The organism is Cloacibacterium sp. (assembly GCF_047601505.1).
Classification (GTDB): domain Bacteria; phylum Bacteroidota; class Bacteroidia; order Flavobacteriales; family Weeksellaceae; genus Cloacibacterium.
This window is the reverse complement of the sequence record NZ_JASGJD010000001.1, coordinates 1,108,998-1,129,460: the sequence shown is the minus strand read 5'-3', so window position 1 is coordinate 1,129,460 and position 20,463 is coordinate 1,108,998. Positions and strand designations below refer to the sequence as shown.

General features: G+C 32.5%; 12 protein-coding genes and 1 pseudogene. 1 reads left to right on the top strand and 12 read right to left on the bottom strand.

Going from position 1 to position 20,463, the window contains the following annotated elements:
• The 8 genes and pseudogenes from QM746_RS05395 to QM746_RS05360 all read right to left on the bottom strand — a co-directional run bounded on the left by QM746_RS05395 (nucleotide 1) and on the right by QM746_RS05360 (nucleotide 13,549).
• Nucleotides 1–1,922, bottom strand: a pseudogene (locus QM746_RS05395) (polysaccharide biosynthesis protein).
• Nucleotides 1,923–1,932: 10 nt separating this feature from the next.
• Nucleotides 1,933–3,078, bottom strand: coding sequence for an aminotransferase class I/II-fold pyridoxal phosphate-dependent enzyme (locus tag QM746_RS05390; RefSeq protein ID WP_414983276.1), 1,146 nt, complete (start codon nucleotides 3,076–3,078; stop codon nucleotides 1,933–1,935).
• Nucleotides 3,065–3,694: an acetyltransferase gene (locus QM746_RS05385; RefSeq protein ID WP_414983275.1), complete on the bottom strand. Its 630-nt coding sequence runs from the start codon at nucleotides 3,692–3,694 to the stop codon at nucleotides 3,065–3,067. The genes QM746_RS05390 and QM746_RS05385 overlap by 14 nt, the downstream gene beginning before the upstream one ends.
• Entirely contained in the window at nucleotides 3,687–4,292 is a 606-nt protein-coding gene (locus QM746_RS05380; protein WP_414983274.1) for a sugar transferase, read from the bottom strand. The genes QM746_RS05385 and QM746_RS05380 overlap by 8 nt, the downstream gene beginning before the upstream one ends.
• Before the next feature lie 143 nt (nucleotides 4,293–4,435).
• A complete protein-coding gene (locus QM746_RS05375) occupies nucleotides 4,436–4,900 on the bottom strand; it encodes a regulatory protein RecX (RefSeq protein WP_414983273.1) in 465 nt (154 codons plus the stop codon).
• A gap of 95 nt (nucleotides 4,901–4,995) precedes the next feature.
• Nucleotides 4,996–5,268 carry a hypothetical protein gene (locus QM746_RS05370; RefSeq protein WP_414983272.1) on the bottom strand — a complete coding sequence of 91 codons (273 nt, stop codon included), beginning with the start codon at nucleotides 5,266–5,268 and terminating at the stop codon, nucleotides 4,996–4,998.
• Nucleotides 5,269–5,492: 224 nt separating this feature from the next.
• On the bottom strand, nucleotides 5,493–8,588 hold the full coding sequence (locus QM746_RS05365) for an Ig-like domain-containing protein (protein WP_414983271.1): 3,096 nt from the start codon (nucleotides 8,586–8,588) through the stop codon (nucleotides 5,493–5,495).
• 557 nt (nucleotides 8,589–9,145) lie between these two features.
• Complete coding sequence (locus QM746_RS05360; protein ID WP_414983270.1) at nucleotides 9,146–13,549, bottom strand: GEVED domain-containing protein; 4,404 nt, start codon at nucleotides 13,547–13,549, stop codon at nucleotides 9,146–9,148.
• Nucleotides 13,550–14,194: 645 nt separating this feature from the next.
• Here QM746_RS05360 and QM746_RS05355 point away from each other — a divergent pair.
• Nucleotides 14,195–15,391, top strand: coding sequence for a M28 family peptidase (locus QM746_RS05355; protein ID WP_414983269.1), 1,197 nt, complete (start codon nucleotides 14,195–14,197; stop codon nucleotides 15,389–15,391).
• A 46-nt stretch (nucleotides 15,392–15,437) separates the two neighbouring features.
• On the opposite strand, the gene QM746_RS05350 is transcribed toward QM746_RS05355, so the two are convergent.
• From QM746_RS05350 to QM746_RS05335, 4 genes are all read right to left on the bottom strand, one after another.
• Nucleotides 15,438–16,622 (bottom strand): glycosyltransferase family 4 protein, encoded by a 1,185-nt coding sequence (locus QM746_RS05350; RefSeq protein ID WP_414983268.1) that lies wholly within the window; start codon nucleotides 16,620–16,622, stop codon nucleotides 15,438–15,440.
• A 208-nt stretch (nucleotides 16,623–16,830) separates the two neighbouring features.
• On the bottom strand, nucleotides 16,831–17,730 hold the full coding sequence (locus tag QM746_RS05345) for a glycosyltransferase family A protein (RefSeq protein ID WP_414983267.1): 900 nt from the start codon (nucleotides 17,728–17,730) through the stop codon (nucleotides 16,831–16,833).
• A gap of 410 nt (nucleotides 17,731–18,140) precedes the next feature.
• A complete protein-coding gene (locus QM746_RS05340) occupies nucleotides 18,141–19,256 on the bottom strand; it encodes a glycosyltransferase family 1 protein (RefSeq protein ID WP_414983266.1) in 1,116 nt (371 codons plus the stop codon).
• 147 nt (nucleotides 19,257–19,403) lie between these two features.
• Nucleotides 19,404–20,420 (bottom strand): glycosyltransferase family 2 protein, encoded by a 1,017-nt coding sequence (locus tag QM746_RS05335; protein WP_414983265.1) that lies wholly within the window; start codon nucleotides 20,418–20,420, stop codon nucleotides 19,404–19,406.
• Between the last annotated feature and the right edge of the window lie 43 nt (nucleotides 20,421–20,463).

Genomic DNA, 20,463 nt, shown 5'->3' with positions numbered 1-20,463 from the left:
TTATTTATCTAGTTTTTCAAAAACGGAGTTGCTGCTTTTAAACTCCGGCACAATTTGTTTGATGTAGATAACTACTTCGTCTTCATTTTGTTTCAGTGCCGCCTTCACCATTTTATTAATTAAAATATCAATTTCCGAAAACTCCATTGTAGGGTCTTTAGAAATCAAAATTTTCTCATTGTGAGTAGGCATTGTTTTGGTATTGTCACTCAAGAGTTCTTCATAAAGTTTCTCTCCAGGTCTAAGACCAGTAACTACAATTTTTATGTCTTTGTCCACTTCAAGCCCAGACAATTTTATCATTTTTTTTGCTAAATCCAAAATTTTGACCGGTTCTCCCATATCAAAAACATAAATTTCGCCACCATCTCCCATAGTACCAGCTTGTAATACCAATTCACAAGCTTCTGGAATCGTCATAAAATAACGAACGATTTCGGGATGCGTAATGGTAACGGGACCGCCTTTCTGAATTTGTTTTTTGAACAAAGGAATTACCGAACCATTAGAACCTAGAACATTACCAAATCTTGTGGTGATAAATTTAGTTTCATTTTGCGGTAAATCTTGCAAAGCCTGTACTAGAAGTTCTGCCGCTCTTTTAGAAGCTCCCATTACATTGGTAGGATTTACGGCTTTGTCTGTAGAAATCATCACAAAAGTATCTACTCTATATCGTGAAGATAGAATAGCGAGATATTTAGTTCCTAAAACATTCACCAAAACTGCTTCGTGAGGATTTTTCTCTAACATGGGTACATGCTTGTACGCAGCAGCATGATATACCACCGAAAATTTATATTTCTGGAAAACAGGTTCTAATCTTCTGTAATTGCTCACATCTCCTAACAAAAATTTAAAATTTACATTAGGGAATTTTTCATTAAGTTCTAGCTCCAAATCGTGCATTGGCGTTTCAGCCTGGTCTAAAACAACAATTAAAGAAGGTTCTAAAAGCGCCACTTGTTTTATAATTTCACTTCCAATGGAACCTGCACCACCAGTTACTAAAACTATTTTCCCTTGGTGTCTTTTCAGAATTTCGACGTTTTCAATTTTAATAGGAGTCCTATTTAAAAGGTCTTCAATTTGAAGATTTGTAATGTTAGATTCAATTTTATTAAAATTAAATTCTTCCACCATTGGTGCTTGGAAGATTTCAATATCTTTTTCCAGAAAAATATTTACCCATTCGTCTAATTCATCATTATCTAAAACTTCTTTAATGAGTAAAACCCCTTCTATCCCCAAGCTGTCTTTGTCTTTTTTCAATAAAATATCTTGTGTATAAATATTTTTTCCTAAAAGTTTGGCATATTTTGAGTCGTTTCTTTTGGTTAAAAACCCTTCCATTTCGTAGGGCAAATTAGAATTATCTAAAATGGCACTGGCTATAGAAACCGAATAATTGGAAATACCCAAAACCAGAAGTCTCTTTTTTTCGGAAGATCTTTTTAGCTGAACCAAAAATAAAAAAACTTGTTTCACTACAATTCTAAACACCAACAATGCAGTGAAAGACACAACATAATATAGTAATAATAAAGGTGTATAAACCAATCTAACCTTAAAAAACCATAAAAAACAATACTTACAAGCTAATAATATAAAAAGAGTAAAAGAAGAAGCCCAAAATATTTTTGTAAATCTATAAAAGAAGAGTGTCTAATAATGCCTGAATACGTTCTGAAAAAATACATAAAAATCACATTCAAAACGATGATAATTACCAGCATATATTGCAGAGGAACAAATACCGGAAATTCTTTAATTTTATAGAGAATGTAATAAGAAGCCGAAAGGGAAATACATAGAATAAAAATATCAATTAAAAGTACAGACCATCTAGGAAGATACCTTAAACCAGAAAGTTTAAGAATATTATCCCCAGAAGTTAGCTTTTGGTACACGCCCTTCCACATTACTCAATCATTATTTCGAAATAAACATTTTTTCTAAAATCACTTGTATTCTTTTTTTGTCTTGTTCTGATAGATTAGAACCAGAAGGCAGACATAATCCGTTATTAAAAAGATTTTCTGCGATATTAGAGCCAAAAAATTCTGCTTTTTCGAAAATTGGTTGCATGTGCATAGGTTTCCAGAGCGGTCTGGATTCTATATTTACTTCATCAAAAGCTAGTCTTAGATTTTCTCTATCAATACCATCAGTATCTTTAGGATTAATTAAAATTGCGTTTAACCAATGGTTAGATTTAAAATCGTCATTAGGTTCTGAGAACAATTTAACTCCAACAAATTTAGTTAAAATTTCTTTATAAAAATGGTGGTTTTCAATTCTTTGAAGCACTCTTTGTTCTAGCACTTCCATTTGTCCACGTCCAATTCCCGCAGAGATGTTGCTCAATCTGTAGTTGTATCCAATTTCAGAATGCTGATAATGAGGAGCATTGTCTTTAGCTTGAGTTGATAAAAAAATCGCTTTTTTCTTTAACTCATTATTTTTCAAAACTATAGCACCGCCACCAGAAGTGGTAATAATTTTATTTCCATTGAAACTTAAAACAGAAACATCTCCAAAAGTTCCACATTTTTCACCTTTATAAGTACTTCCAAGAGCTTCTGCGGCATCTTCCACAATAGGAATATCATATTTTTGAGCAATTGTTCTCACCTCATCTGCTTTGTAAGGCATCCCATAAATAGAAACAGCAATAATGGCTTTCGGTTTTTTTCCTTTAGCAATACAAGATTTAATGGCATCTTCTAAAGCATTCGGGCAAATATTCCAAGTATCTGGTTCGCTATCTACAAAAACCGGAATTGCATTTTGGTAGATGATTGGATTAGCCGAAGCCGAAAAAGTAAGAGATTGGCAGATTACATAATCATTTTTTTGAATTCCTAAAATAATTAATGCCAAATGCAACGCTGCAGTACCCGAAGAAACCGCTGCAACGTGAGTATCTTTCCCTAGAAAATGTTCTAAATCTTTCTCAAAACCATCTACATTAGGCCCTAATGGCGCAACCCAATTGCTATCAAAAGCTTGGTGAATGTATTTTAATTCGTTTCCTCCCATGTGAGGAGAAGAGAGCCAAATTTTAGAATTTTCCATCACATTTTTCATTAATTTTAATAATAGCCCCCGGATTTCCTACTACAGTAGCACCATCTGGTACATCTTTAATCACTACCGTTCCTGCGCCAACAATTGCATTTTCACCAATGGTAATTCCTGGAATAACTCTTGCCCCAATCCCAATCTGAGCCCCTTTTTTTACGGTAACGTTACCCGCTAAAGTTACACTTGGTGATATATGAACAAAATCTTCAATAAGGCAATCGTGGTCTATTACAGAAGAAGTATTAATGATACAATGTTTCCCAATTTTGACCTCTGCATTAATACAAGCCTGAGGCATCACTACTGTACCTTCGCCCAATTTAGAAAACCCAGAAACAAATGAACTGTGATGTACCAAAGTTGCAAAATCACAATATTGCTGTATCTCGTTAACTATTCTTTCTCTTGTTAAAGGATTTCCTACCGCTACAATTACTTTTTTGCCTTGTAGCAGCTCTTTTTGAGGTTTAAACACTTCAAAATGATAGAATTTTTTAGAATTATGATGATCATCTACCAAATATTCTAATGATAAATTGTTTGATAACATTATATCATAAATTACCTTGGCATGACCGCCAGCACCATATAAAACTAAACTACTCATTTCCTTTAAAAGCTATTGTTGTGGCCTCTCCTTCTGCATTAATACCTTCTGACACAAAGACTTTTTTAATTGTTAAAAATATAATTTTAATATCTAACCAGAAGCTTAAATGATTAACATACCAAACATCTAGTTCGAATTTTTTCTGCCAAGTTATAGCATTTCTACCATTTACCTGAGCCCAACCCGTAATCCCCGGTTTTACAAGATGTCTTTTATACTGAAAGCTATTATAAAGAGGCAAATATTCGGGTAACAAAGGTCTCGGCCCAATAAGGCTCATATTTCCTATTAAAACGTTAAAAAGTTGAGGAATTTCGTCTAAAGAAGTTTTTCTAACGATTTTGCCAAAAACAGAAAGTCTATCTGCATCTGATAAGAGATTGCCTTGCGCATCTTTCTTATCATTCATGGTTTTAAATTTAATGATTTTAAAAATTTCGCCATTTTTGCCAGGTCTGTTTTGAATAAAAAAAACTTTCCCTTTGTTATTAAAAAATAACACTACAAAAACCACTATAAAAACTGGAGATAACAAAACAATTCCTAACAGCGATAGGAGTTTATCTAAAAGTGTTTTAAAGTAATTTCTGTACATATAATCCTAGACACAAATTTAATTAAATCCTTAAACATTTACACTTTTTTAACATTTTTTTTACAAAAAAACATCCTCTTCAGCACAAAATTATTCAGCCACTAACATTGTATTTTTTCAATACTTTAAAGAAAGAAAAAACTTTATTCAAATTCTTCCAAAATTAAATCATATTCGTAGCCTTTTGACAGTAACACTTTTATTATTTTTTGTTTTTTTTGATATTCCTTTAATCCTTTCCCCAAGGGTTGAAGTTTTTCTATTAACAATTTTAGTTCTTTGATATAATCTTCCTGATTGATTTCGGAAAAAGATTTTAAGATTAATTTTTCGGAAATCCCCTTCTGTAAAAGATTGAGTTTTATTTTATTCTTTCCCCATTTTTTGATGTAGAATTTTCCTCGCACATAACTTTTGGCAAATCTTTCTTCATTTAGAAAATTTTCTTTTATTAAGTAGAGTAAAATTTCTTCTTTTGCTTCTGGAATGAGCAGAAACTCTCTCATCTTTTGTTCTACTTCGGCATGGCATCTGTCTTGATAAACACAGTAATTTACCAGCTTTTGTTTTATTTCTTCGAAGGTAAAAGATTTTTTTTCAGAAGACATGATGATGGGGTGATGAAGTGATGAGGTGATGAAGTGATGTGATAAAAAAAAATTTTACAATAAATCCGAAAGTTATTCTTTCGGATTTATCATTATTATTGAATGGTTTTTTGTCTTTTTTTGTATTGATAAATCACCAAAGAAATTCCTGCAATTATTAATACCAGGATGTAATTGTCTATTGGAACTACGTCAATATCTCCAGGATTAGAAGGCCCGGTATTACTTTCAACCCTATTATCGTTTACATCTCCCTTAGAAGAAACACCAGTCGTTTGATTTTCAGATTTTTGAAAAACATTGTCTTCTTGTTGCGCATTAACTCTACTTCCGAAAAATAAAAAAATGATTAAAATAATTGTTTTCATTAAATAGTAATTCCTTTTTTATTTATAATCTTATTGGCAAATATAATATTTATAAATTAATTTATTCTGTATATCAATAATTTAATCATTTTTTTAATACTAACCAGAAATAAGTTAATGCAATTTATAAAAAAACAGTTCACTTATAATAAAATGAACTGAAATTTTTAATAATCAAAGCATTAGATATCCGATAGCCGAATGCTCTAAAATTTTATAATAAATTATTTAATTATTATTTTTTTAGATGTTTTTCCATTTACTGACTGAATATTTAGAATATAAACACCTGCAACTAATCTCTGCGAATTAATCTGAGTAGTTTTACCCGAAACATTATCTTGATACACTACTTTACCAGCCATATCAAACAAAGCAACCTTGTTCATATTCTCTGGAGATTCTATTTTAACAAGACCACCAACTTGATATACAACTAATTGATTCTTAGTACTACTACCTGTTCCTAATGTAGAATTAGTATTTACATAAATAATCTCAAAACGATTATTATCCTGTCCTATAGAAGCTGAAAAACTGTAAGAATTTTCAGATAAATTTGTGGTAACACCTGTTAATTTATCCTTCAAATAAACATTTTGTCCATTAGCAAAAATACCTTCTTTCTCAGACATCGAAATAGTATAAGTACCATCTCCATAAAACGAAGCACCTAAAGGTATAGCATCATCTTTTAAAAGAGGATAATGTCTGCCTTGAATTGCTAATTTTTTATCACTAAGGATTGAATAAAAAGAATCCGAGCCTATTACCATATGTGGCGCATCATAATCAATTTCAAAATCGTTAGTCGCTTCTTCTTTATAAGCAATCAAAATTTTATTAGTTACACCTAAAGGAGTAGTAAGCTGAAGCCAAAAACGATCCGTTTGATCAGTAGTTGTTTTAGAAGCTACTCTATTAAAAAATTTTGCATTAACATTCGTTTTTCTCATTGAGTTTTTAAAAACGATAGCATTAGTTCCAGGCAATTTAGATTGTACTATAAATCCTTGTCCAATTCTCATTATATTGCTTGGTGTATTGGAACATTTACCAGCATTGCTATTACATACTGGACTAGCAGCAGGAACGCCTCCACTACCATTTATAATTGCATAATTATTAATATACCCCCCACTTGGATAGGCAGAACCTTGCATTGCGGGATTGGGATTAACATTGGTCCATAAATAAGCAATATTGTTAATAACATTTTTATTTTCATTATAAAAATCATCAAAATTAATATCTGAAGGATAAGGATTACCTATCAAATTATACCCATAACCAACTGAAGATTTATCAACATTTACATAAGTATCTCCATTATTTGGAATACCTGTATAAACAGCAGTAACAATAGAAGTAGTAGAAGAAAGATTATCTTCAGCTCTAATAGCGTATCCCATTCCCGGCACAAAATTATTAGATGTAGGATTAATTACTGTAAAATTATTTTTTGACTCACTATAAGTATAGAATTTACTATTAGGTGTATTTGGTGAAAAAGCTTTAAGGTTTTGACCCAACACAGGAGTTCCCCAATAGTTATAATCTTTATACTTAAGAGATGCTTCTCTCAAAACCTTAATTGCACTACTATTGATTATACTTCCATCTAACTGAAATAAATTACCGTCAGACTGAACTTCTATAGAACCTCCATTAGTTGTTTCTATCGTTTTGTTTACTTTAACATACTTATCTTTAGAAATCGAAAGTTTCCCTTTATTAACCTGTACAGAACAAGCCTCAAAACTGCCATTAACTAAAGTATCATAATCAGCATTGATGATTGCTTTTTTATTAATATCAGGCTTTACATTATTCACCCAACCTGATGCATTCCAAACGGCCGAAACAGAACAAGGCGCAGGATAATACGGAGAAACATATCCAGAAAAAGAAGATCCTGCTTCCGTAGCTTTATCATACTTTATCATAAAAGAATTCCATGTGTTATATACATATAATCTCACATAAAAAACTTCGCCGGGATACAAGAACGCTAAAGAACTGTCCAACGAAAAATTAACTGAAGTCCATTTTTCTTTTTTAACAGAAGGAATATCAACGGTATATACGCCTGTTTTAAAATTAGCGTCTTTTGAATACCTCAAAGAAAATTTAGCATCATCATTATTTTTATTAATGTAATATTCAAACTTAAATGATGATAAGAGTGCAGTATAATCATCACTTGAACCAGCTTTTACAGCAAATTCCAAATAATTATTTTCATCCAAATATCCATTATTTACTTTAGGAGAAGGTAAATTACTCAATGAAAATGTATCATAAGGCCATACGCTCCCTTTACTCATAGAAAGCCCTTTTGAAGTAAGCGTATTCCCCGAAACACCTGTTACATAATTTTTTGGCGTTAAATCAGCATTTATCCATTTTGTTAAAACTTGCTCTGTAGAACTTGAGTTATCAATCACTTGTAATTCTACTTTAGCCGAATTAGAGACCCCCACAGCATTTGTAATTGTATAATAAAAATTATCGTACCCTACATAGTTAGCATTAGGTTTATATGTTACGGCACTCGTTCCATTAATTGTTAAAGTCCCGTGCTCTGGTTGCTTTGTAATATTGATTGCATTAATTGCACTAGTATATTTATAGTCGTCATTATCAAGAATAAGCGCTGAAATACTTTGATTCTTAAGCCCTAAAAATTTATCATCATAAGCGTTAACCACAGTTGGCGTAATTAGACTAACTTTTCCCTTAAAATTTGGACCAAGAGTACCACTATTATTATGCTCTATATGAAGCTCATTATTTGTATTAAATGCAAAAATTCTAACATACATTGTTTCACCAGAATTCACAACTATGTCAGATGGAAAAGATAACTCTTTATTATCTCCTGAGCCATAACTACCAGACAAAGAACCAGAAAAAAGTGTGCTGTATTTTGAAAATGATTGATCTTTAGAATACCTAACTTCAATTTGACCATTTCCTCCCTGAAACCACGCATTAAAATTAAAACTATTTAGCTCTATTTTATACATATTTTCAGGCGATATTGCAAATTGAATATACTTATTAGCATCTAAAGTATTAGGATTATTCCAAACAGGAGCTGGAAAACCTCCAAAACTATAGAATATACTTCCAGGATCATTGTTATTTCTATCAATATTACTTTTAGATATATTAGAAGTTGTAATATTAGAGGCAGTGATATGATTTTCTATAAGAGAAGGAGTAAAATCGGCATTATACCATTTCACCAAATCAGTTTGCGACCACATAAGAAATGGCCACAGCAATAGCAGTAGTAATAATCGTTTAGTTATCATTGTATTTGTGTTTTAAAACACCAATTCCTTTGTGTGAAGAATTAGTATTTTGTTTTTTAAAGTTTACTTTGTGTTAATAAACTTTAGTTTGCGTTATCATGTTGCAAAAGTACAAAAAAAATTAATATCATTAACAATAACATAATATACAAAATCTATAAATTACATCTATAATTATCTAATATATAATAAGTATAAGGAAAACCCTCATCAACAGGGCAAAATCATAATTCTACACTAATATTAATTTTTTATTAAATTTTCAAAAAAAGCACTTCCAACCCTTTATACTCTCTTAAAACTAACTTTTCATGCAAAAAACATAAAAATAAGGCACAAGTTTTTTTAGTAAAAACAAAATATCAAACCGCATGAACATCAAAAAAAGATATTTTAGCACTTTAATAAAACACTAAAACATCTTTTTTAAATAAGAAAAAATTAATGAATTATAAAATTAAGACCTCAAGTATTTTCAATTCATTATAAGTCTATAGGTATAAATAAAAAATTCTCCCTAATCGAATAGGGAGAACTAATTAAAAAATAAGTGCTATTTATTTTAATATTTTTTTTGTTTGTTTTCCTTGGTTCGTTTCTACTTCAACCAAATAAACACCAGATTTGAAGAATACAGAATTAATTTTCACTTTATTTTCATTCTCTTTTTTAGTATAGAGCAACTTTCCTGAAGCATCAAATATATTAACTCCTGTCACTTTAATTGGAGAATCTATAACAATTTCATTTTTCGTTTGATACACCTTTAAATTTCCTTTTTCAGTATTCGACACATCAAGAGTATTTGCTGGTTTATATTGAACCTCAAATCTACCCACAGAATCTCCCGCATTTGCATGAAAAGTATATTTACCTTCAGAAAGATTCGCAACCATTCCAGTTAAATTATCCTTTAAATAAACATTCTGTCCGTTCTCAAAAATACCTTCTTTGCTAGATAAAGAAATCTCGTATTGCCCCTCTAAACCAAAACTTGCCCCTAATACAATAACATCTTTTTCGTTAAATGGATAATTTCTGCCTTGTATTGCTAATTTTTCATCTTCAAAAACAGAATAAAAACTATCCCCAGCATATATGAACAATTTTGCGTCATAATCTTCATCATAATCATCTGTAGCTCCTTTTATATAACCTACAAGCAATGGAGTATTAAAATCTAAAGGCGTTTTTAGATTAAGCCAAAACCTATCTTTCACATCCGATTTACTCGCTACACTCATTCTATTAAAAAAAACGGAGGAAGCGTTATTATTCCTAATATTACTCCCATTCTCAAAAACCAATTTACCACTAGCCTTTGCTTTCACAATAAAGCCTTGCCCTACTTTAACATACTTATTAGGAGTAATACATTCTAGACAATTTGAAACACTCCCTATAGGATCATTATTACCTGTACCAGTAGCATAAGGAGCTGCTACACCTCCTGTTCCATTTAAAACCGCATAATTATTCACTATTTGCCTTCCACTTGGCAAATTTGAAGGATACTTAGAGCCTTGCATCTGCGGATTAAAGTTGGTATTTGTCCAAAAAAACGCAGTATTATATATTAAGTTACTATTTGTACCATAATTATATAAAGCTTCAAAATCTATATTTGACGGATAAGGATTAGAAATCAGATTATAACCATGCCCTGTTGAAGATTTAAAAATAGAAACATCTATAATTCCATTATTTGGAATCCCTTTAAACTCCCCTATCTGAATTGTTTTATCTGTATTAGATGAAAACTCAGAAGCTCTAATACAGTAACCATAGCCATTTATAAAATTATTTGTAGCCATATCTACAGTGGGGGTAGTACTTATGGTATTACCATTAACATCAGCATATGGGTACTTATTATGGACAAATAATCCGTCAAAAAAATCATTCGCTTCATTATAAACTAAAAATTTACTGCTTAAAGTATTAGGTGAAAAATTCCTAACATTTTGCCCTGTAACAGGTGCACCCCAATAGTTATAATCTTTATACTTCAGAAAAGCATTTCTTCTTACAGTTATATCTCCAATATTAACCGCAGCATTATTGTTCTGGATTAAATTAGCATCAGATTCTATTATTACATCCGTAGCTGCAGCTTCATTTTTTATATAATTTTGAATGGTAAGGCTAGATTTAGGTTCAACGGCTAGCTTACCTCCAGCTTTCACAATAACACTTCTTGCCAAACCGTGAGTTCCTGTAGAACCTGTAGGCAAGACAACAGGAGTTCTTACGATAACACATTTTGCGATGGTTGGCACAGATGCAGGCTTCCATTGCGCACCTAAATTCCAATCTATGATACTAGGTTGCAACCATGTTTTAGTATCGTTAGAAACAGTATAATTTCCAATCGCAGGACAACCATTGCTAAAAGTAGCACTCGCATTAAGAGCCCAATTAACATCTTCTAATTCTGTTGCTGTTGGCTTTACACATACAGTAGATTCTAATGCACCTCCCAATGCCGAAACACAATCTGATTTATACAATGTAGTAGTAGCACTAGACCAAGCAAAAGGCGTGGTAATATTTTTGTAGCCATATAATCTTACATTATCAACAGTGGTAATCGCTTCATAAAACACACCAGAAGCAGCTGCAGAAAAATGAGTAAATCTAATTTTAAATTTTGAAGAAGTAAAATTACTTCCAGGTATATCAAAAGTAAATTTATACCAGTTAAAAGGATTACCCACATCATTAAAAAAAGTAGTGAGAGCATTCCAATTAGCACCGCTATCCAAAGAATACTCAACTTTCACATAACCTTGAGTATCATTTGCAGCAATTGAAAAATGATACATATCAAAATCTAATTTCAGATTTATATAGCCACTTACATCAAGATCATTAGACACCATATAATTTAAAACACTTGTAGTTCTAGAAATATCAGAATTAATGATAGCATAATTCCCTCCAAAATAACCTGATGAAAACGCTGGTGATGTACCTGCATACCCTTCAGCCACCGTTGGAATGTAAGGACTGGGCTTATTCAGCCAATAACCTAAAGAATTTGTATAGGCACCCGCTACAACATTGTTAAAAGCTCCAAGACCAGAATCAAATTTTTCAAAAATTACATCCTGATATTTATCTCCTGCTGCCGTAACTAGCAAAGTAGGATCGTCTTCTCCACAAATTGCGGGCTTATTAGTACTAAATGTTACCGTTGGCTGGGGATCTATCCTAGCCACCACAGGATAACGATAAGCTGTTTCACAGCCTGTAGAACTGACAGCAGTAACATAATATGTAGTGGTTGCAGAAATAGAGGGAGTATTGTACGTGTTTCCTGTTCCCAGCAAAGTTCCACCATAAATACTATCATACCACTTATAATCTACCGCACTAGCATTACCTGTAGCTGATATCCTTACAGATCCAGGGCCGCATCTTTCTCCATCGAAAGCATGTACATCATTAATTGTAAGAACTTTCGCAGGGCAATCTACCATCGCTTCAAACAAATAATCTTCATACTCTCCGGTTAAAGTATCACAATTAGCAAAATTTGAAGCAGATGACTTAGTACCAATTCTTAATCTATAAACCCCTAAAGCAGTAGAAGGTACAATGAAACCGAACGTAATGGAAGGAGTTGTCCAACCCGTCATTCTATAAATTTCCTCGCCAGCATCATCAAAATCTCCATCTCGATTCCAATCTACCCATGCTTTCCAAGCCCCTCCAGAAGTACCATTGGTTTTTGCTGTTATGTTCATGGCTGCATTCTGAGGTTGTTGCGCAGGCGTTAAAGAAGTAAAATCCTGATAACCTGTAGCATATGTAGAAGTATTAGCAGGAACACTATTTAACGTTCCCAAAAACTGAAACTCACGAATATATAACGAGCTTGGACTTGAAGAAGTAGGCTTACAATACGTGAGTACTGTAGTGTAAGAAACCGTAGAAGAATAATCCACTAACCCAGAATTGGTACAAGTAACCATTCTTCTATAATATGTAGTTGAGACAGTAGAAACCGCAGTAATAGTAGTAGCCCCAGAACTTGTAGCTCCTGCAATATTTGTCCAAGGACCTGTAGAAGAAGGTGCAGATTGCCATTGGTAAGTATATGTCGAACCTGTAACTGAACCTGTAACCGAAGCCGTAAAAGTACTATTAGGATTACCCGTAGATGGAGAAAGGCTGGCAGTGCCACCTGCTGGAGCACCCGTACAAACAGCAGTATAAGTAATCCTTATTTGTCCTGATCCTCCTGCACCTCCAACTTCTGCGGAAGAACCACTATTACCTCTTCGTCCTCCTCCTCCTCCTGCACCAATACCTCCAACATAACCAACTCCAGAACCACTAGCTACACCATTACCTCCAACATAACCATTACTTGGGGCAATACCTCCTGCACTACCTGAAGCATTATTCCCATTATTATTTCCATTACCTGCACTAGAACCTCCACCACCACTATAATTATTTCCTCCTCCTGTACCTGCACTAGCACCACTGCCTCCATAAGTAGAATTAACTAAGACTGCAAACCCACCAACTGCATTACCTGAAGTTGGGGCAGCAGCTCCAATTCCAGATAAATTAGTTGCTGTTGTCTGAGCACCAGCCCCATTACCACCAACTGCTTTAATTGTATTTACATCTATAAAATAAGTTTGAGTTCCATTCCCACCAGAATCACCAGTACCTCCTGTTCCAATTGTATAAGCATATGTTTCACCAAACGAAACAGGATAGGTTGCTTTTACATACCCTCCACCAGAACCACCTCCACCTCTAGAAGATGATACGGCAGCCTTTTGTCCACCGCCACCACCGCCCCAAACTTCTACGGTAATAGAAGTTACTCCTGCGGGAACTGGCCAGCTTCTTGTTCCAGGTGTGTTATCAATAAATGAAGATTGCCCAAAAGAAAAATGAGCAATAAGAAAAAACAGAATAGAATAGACGTATTTCTTCATTCTTATAAAAAAATAGTATTTATTTTTCATCATAGTAAGTTTTCAATAGTGTATTTCACCACAAATATATAGTTTTTTTTAATTAACAGCCATATTACAGCTAGGCTAAGTCATTAAAAATGAAAATCTAAAAGATTAGTGCACATACTTTTATCTTCATTTTTATAAACATCTAAGATATTATCAAGAAATTATTGCTTACTCTATCTCAACCTAGACAACCTTAAATAAAAACCATTTTACACTTTCCCAACTTGGGACAACGAGAACTAAAACTATTTTAAACTTTCCTAATTTGGGACAAACAAAACTAAAACTGGTTTACACTTTCCCAACTTGGGACGACAAGAACTAAAACTATTTTAGACTTTCCCAACTTGGGACAACCAAAACTAAAACTGGTTTACACTTTCCCAACTTGGGACGACGAGCCCCCAAAAGAATGAACACCCTATAATGAACAGTAAAAAACGATTTAAACATAAGATATACTATCACTTAAAGTTTTTTTAGATTTTAATTTGAAAAATTCTCTATTATGATGCAATTACAATATAAATTTAAGCCATCGTTTAAAATCATTAAAAATATTTTTTGAATCTAAGTCTAATTTTCGTTAAGTTTGCCTTACTAAAAAATACTATAATGAAGAAAACTTTACTACTCTTGGCTGTTACTGCCATTTCTCTTTTTAATGCACAAGCAAATGCCACTTATCTATCTAGAGTAAATCTAGTACAACAAACTAATATTGAAAACTACAATGCAGCACTAGTAGGATTTGGGGTAAGATCTACAGGCAGTACTGCCTCCACAAATGCACTTAATTATATTGTTCAAAAATATAAAGATTTTGGATATACAGATAGCCAAATTACTTATGATAATTTCACCTACAGCAGTAATACAGTACAAAATATCATAATAACTAAAACCGGAACTGTATATCCAGACCAATATGTAATCATTTGTGGACATTATGATTCTCATCCAAATAATAGTGTTGGAGCAAATGATAATGGAAGCGGTGTAGCAGCCATTATGGAAGTTGCCAGAATTTTGAAAAATGTACCTACAGAATACTCAATTAAATTCATCCACTTTACCGGCGAAGAACAAAATCTATTAGGAAGTAAAAATTATGTAAGTAATGTAGTAAAAACTACTTCAATGAAAATAAAATTGGTGCTTAATTTGGATCAGATTGGAGGAAGAAGTGATAGAACTAATAACACCATTGTATGTGAAGCAGACAATTATAATAATACAACACAAGGCATACAAAGCACTAATGATGCTGCAAGTTTGACAGCAACCAATTCTCTAAAAGATTATGTAGGATATTATTCTACTCTAACTGGAGTATTGAATTATGCTTACGGTTCAGATTATATGCCATTTGAAAACAATGGAGAAATAATCACTGGTTTATATGAAAGACCTACCAACTCTTCTGGGACTGTAGTTACTAACCCATACTACCATAACAATACAGATACCATTGCTCACCTATCTTATCCTTATATTTTTCAGGTAACAAAAGCTGCATTAGGAGCAATGCAACATTTTGCAGTTGCAAGCACATCTACTCTTGCTGTTTCTGACATTGAAAAGACAAAAGATTTTGAGCTATACCCTAATCCTGCAAAAGAAATTTTGAATCTTCATTTAGATGATTCGATTAAAGACTTTTCTTTTGAAATCTCAGATAGCAATGGAAGAGTAATTTCTATAACTAAAAACCAAAAACAAATTAATACCAGCCAATTAAAACCTGGTGTTTATTTTGGCACTTTAAGTTCTGAAAAAGGAAAAACCTCCAAGAAATTTATTATTAAATAAAATATCTAGATACACCGCCAAAGTTGATTAGCTTTGGTGGTTTTTGTTATAATTGCAATAATCTTTTATACTCCCTCCTCAATTCTTGCCAAACTAAATTTTTATCAAAAAGTTGAATAATTCTTTCCCTTGTATTATTTTTCAATGATAATAGAAAATCTGGACTTGTTAACAGCTTTACCATTGCTTTTTCTAATTCTTCTTGGTTTTTTGGAGGAATAATAATTCCGTTTTCGTTCTGTTGAATAATCTCATTAGCACCCGAAATATCGGTAACAATACTTGGTAAATTCATTGCGCCAGCCTGCAAAACAGCATTGGGAAAGCCTTCTCTGTAACTCGGCAACACAAAAACATTTGCCATCGCAAAATAAGGTCTCACCTCTTCTTGGTAACCTACGGCAATTATATTTTGATTGTTTTCAATTTCTGAAAAAATATCATTTTCAGTTTTACTTTTTTCATCTTCTCTTGGCCCCACCAAAACAAGTTTTGCATTGGGAAACTTATTAGAAACCTTACCAAAAGCACCCAACAATTCTTTCAAACCTTTGTCTATCACCAATCTTCCTACAAAGACGAATACAAAATCTTCGGGAGAAATTTTCAGTTTTTGCCTTAAAATATTTTCATCAACTTCCGAAAAAAGTTCAGGATTGTATTCTTCTACATCTATTCCATTTACATTTCCGTTGGCAATTACTCTCAAAGGTTTTGTGGTAATTTTATATTTCAACAAATCATTTTTAACGCCATTTCCTTCGGGGTAAACATGAGTTGCTGCCCAACACAACAATTGATCCATCCCTATCAAAACACGCTTCATTATCCCTTCTTTATTCGGGAAAATAAGTCCTGTAAAAGTGTGCATCCTGACAGGAACTCCCACCATTTTACCTGCCAACATCGTCAACAAACCAGCTTTCGGAGTAATAGAATGAACGATATCTGGTTTTTCTTTTTTGAAATATTGATACAAAAGAAAGAGAGATTTCAAGTCTTTAAAAAGTGATATTTGCCGTTGCATTTCTATAGCAAATACTTTTACACCCTCCCTATTTTTAACTATTTCCAAATCTTTTCCTGCTCCGGAAATTGCTGTTACCTCAAAATCCTGATTCAGAAATTCCAACTGACCTTTCAAGAGTAAATTCAAAGACATAGAAATGGTAGAAACTCTAAAAAGTTTAGGCTTTTGACATTCGACATTGTTTATACTTTCCTTTGACATTAGTTGGATGTTGGATGTTGGTTGATGGATGATGGTTGATGGTTGATGGTTGATGGTTGATGGATGATGGATGTTGGTTGATGGATGATGGATGTTGGATGTTGGATGTTGGTTGTTGGTTGAATTTATTTTTTACAGCTTTACAATTTTACAGTTTTACAGTTTTACAAATTTACAATTTCACTTTTCCACTTTTAACTTCTAAAACTTACCTCTGGTAAAATCCGCCTTGTTTTTTGTTTTGATATAACGTGTACAAATACAGCACAAAACCAAAAGGAATAGCTAAAGTAGTTATTATTTTTTTGGGAGATTCTGCCAAGAAATTCCAGTTTTTAGATTTAAAACTGTGGGCAACATAATGCGCAGCATCCATCAAAATCCGTTTATTAGATTTAGAAATTTTCATTTGTTCTTTCCTGATGAAAGCAAAACCTTTAGGATTTTTGTAATACTGCCTCCACATATTATTAGACGAACCTTCTGGTTGATAATCTACCCAACATACCACCTCGTTTAAGGTTGCCAGTTTATAATCTTGGTCAGCCAAGAGGTATTTGTATCCCAAACCCACGTATTTTTCGCCTTCAAAAATAGGATATTCTGGGTACTGTTTCATTACTTCTGTTCTAAAGATGAGTTTTTTATCCCCTTTTCCTCCTTTTAAATAAAAATCTTCTAAAGTGGTAAAATCCTCATTGAATTTTGTCCCAATCAATTCTCCTCCAAAATGAGCATCCAAAGCTACTATTCCACTTACTTTTTCTTGAATCTGTTGCAGACTATTCCATTTATTTAGAATCAGTTCCACTGCATTTTCGGGCATCAAATCATCATCGTCAATACAGGTATTCAATTCTGTTTTACAATTTTTGTACGCTGTATTATGCGCGCCGTGCATTCCTGCATTTTCTTGTTTTATGTATTGAATTTCCAAAACATTCTCCTCCAAAAAACTTTGTACCACCTCATCAGTATGGTCTGTAGAGCCATCATTAACAATCATCCACACCAAATTTTGATTCGTTTGATTTTTCAAAGAATTATACAATCTTGGAAGCAAATGAGCTCTATTGAAAGTTGGGGTGAAAATGGTGAGAGATTTCATGGGGAAAAGGTGATGGTTGATGATTGATGATTGATGATTGATGGTTGATCGTTGATGATTGATGGTTGATGGTTGATGGTTGAATTTTAAATAATTAATTTCTTAGCAGACGTGAACAATTTTCTTAAATCCGTAGTGCATTAACGAAATTTATTCAGATTATTCATTAAAATAAATAACGCAAAGGCGCTATTAAAATTTTCATTAAAACTGTCTCTAAGGCGCAAGAAAATCAAAGATTTTCAATGGTAACAAAGTTAAAACTTCGCGCAATAAAAACACAATTATTTGACAACTAATCACTTGCGTATTTACATTTAATTTTTAACATCATGCACTAGAGATTTTTCATAATTAATTTCTTACCAAGGAGGATTAATTTTTATTACTATTAAACTTTGTCAAAGATTTTACAACTTTGACAAAGTGAGGAGTTCTTTATATTTTTCTTCTAATTTTTTGGCGTTTTCTTTGATGTCGTAGCCAGATTTTTTAATCATCTCGGAAACGTCTTTTCTTTCTGAAAGATTGATTTCCAATATTCTTTTTGCCCAATGTTTGGCATTTTCTTTTAAAGGAATTATGGTAACATTGTCTTCTACCAAAACAGATTCTTCAGGAACTCCGTCTGAAATTACGCATTTAATTCCGGTAGTTTGTGCTTCTACAAAAGCTACAGAAAAACCTTCGTGCAAACTTGGAAACATAAAAATATCCATTGCCTGAAGCAATTCTGGCACATCATTTCTCAAACCCAAAAAATGAACTTTGTCTTGAATATTTAAGTCTTTTACTTTTTGTTTCAACTTGGTTTCTAAATCGCCAAGACCAACTAAAAACAGTTGGTAATTGTTGTTTATTTTTAAAATTTCGGCAAAAATATCTAAAAGAAATAATTGATTTTTTTGAGTATTAAATCTGCCAACATTCACAATGTTAACGGTTTTATCAGCATTTAATTCTGCTCTTTTTTGATTTCTAACTTCTACATTGAATTTAAAATTTTCTACTTCAATGGCGTTGTTCATTTGAAAAGCTTTTTTCGCTAATTCTTTACCAAAAAGATTTTCGGCAGCTTCTTTGCCACAAGTAAAATATTGATTGATAGACTTTCGCATTCTGTTTTTCCACATCCATCGGAAGAGTAATTTTATATCTCTGTCCATTCTCGCATTGTGAGCGTGTGCAATAATTACGGGAATATTTCTGCGTTTTGCTTCTTCGTAAATAAAAACGCCCAACTCCGAACATTGTCCGTGGACGATGTCATAATCTTGATGTTCATCGAAAAAAACTTTTACCGCTTTTTTATATTTTTTTAATTTCCAAGGAAGAATTGGGGGCAATCTGTAGATTTTGCTCCCAGTATTTAGAATTTCATCTTCGAAAAAACCACTTTCTCGATGCACCAAAAAATCAATTTGAAACTGACTTCTCTCCATATTTCTATAGTAGTTCATCAGGTTGGTTTCTGCGCCACCTTTATTGAGAACGGTAAAAATTTGTAGAATTTTGATGGGTTTCATTTGGATGATGGGTGTGGGATGTTGGGTGATGGATGTTTGATGATGGATGTTTGATGTTTGATCTTTGATCTTTGATGTTTGATGTTTGATGTTGGGTGATGGATGATGGATGATGGATGATGGATGTTTGATGTTTGATGTTTGATGTTATTTTTTGATTAAAAAATTCATGATATACGACAAAGATAAAACTCCTAAAGCATTTTTAGATTTTGCCAGATAAAAAAATAACTTCCAATGCATGGGGAAATATTTCATTTCTAAATTTTGATACGCTTTTATGTAAAGGTCGTCGTGTAAAACGATGGCTATTTTTTTAATTTTTGCTGAGAAAGGCAAATTTGAATAGGTTTCATTAATTCCGAGACCAATTAAACTTAAGGCAATTCTATTCCCAAAAGCTACTTTGAATTCGTCTTCTTTGTTTGTTATTATTTCTGAAATTTTTTGGTATAGCATTTTCCATTGTTGGAATAGATACGGTTTGTAGTGATTTGTGTAGGATAAATAATTGTTTTTTCTATAATTGTATAAGGGTAAATTCAGCACTTTAGAATTAGAAGCAAATTCTAAATATTGGATATTAAAAAGGGCATCTTCGTTACCATAAATCTTAGTTTCAACAAATTGAATATTGTTCTTTTTGATAAAATCTGATTTATAAATTTTCCCCCAAACTGTAACCAAAGAATCTGCCTGAGAAGGGTCTGAAAGTTCTTTTCCTATTAAACCTACCATTCTTCTTTGAATGAAATTTGCATCAAAACTTCCTTCTATTTTTAAATCTCTAGGCGTAATTTTATTGTCAAAAACTCTATTGTAGGAAAAGCAAAATAAATCTTCGTTATTGAAATTTTTAGAAACTATGTTAAAAGCATTGGATTCTAACCAATCGTCTGCATCTACAAACATGATATATTTACCTTGAGCTTGTTCTATCCCCGAATTTCTTGCACCAGAAAGTCCTTTATTTTCTTGATTGATGACTTTTATTCTTTCATCTGTTTGAGCTAAATTTTCTAAAACTTCTAACGTTTTATCTGTAGCACCATCGTTTACCAATATCAATTCAAAATCAAAACCTTTTTGCACGAGAATACTCTCCACACATTTCTGTATCAATTTTTCTGCGTTGTAACAAGGTATAATGATGGAAAGGGTCATTTGAGGTTAAGGTTAAGGTTAAGGTTAAGGTTAAGGAATTTTA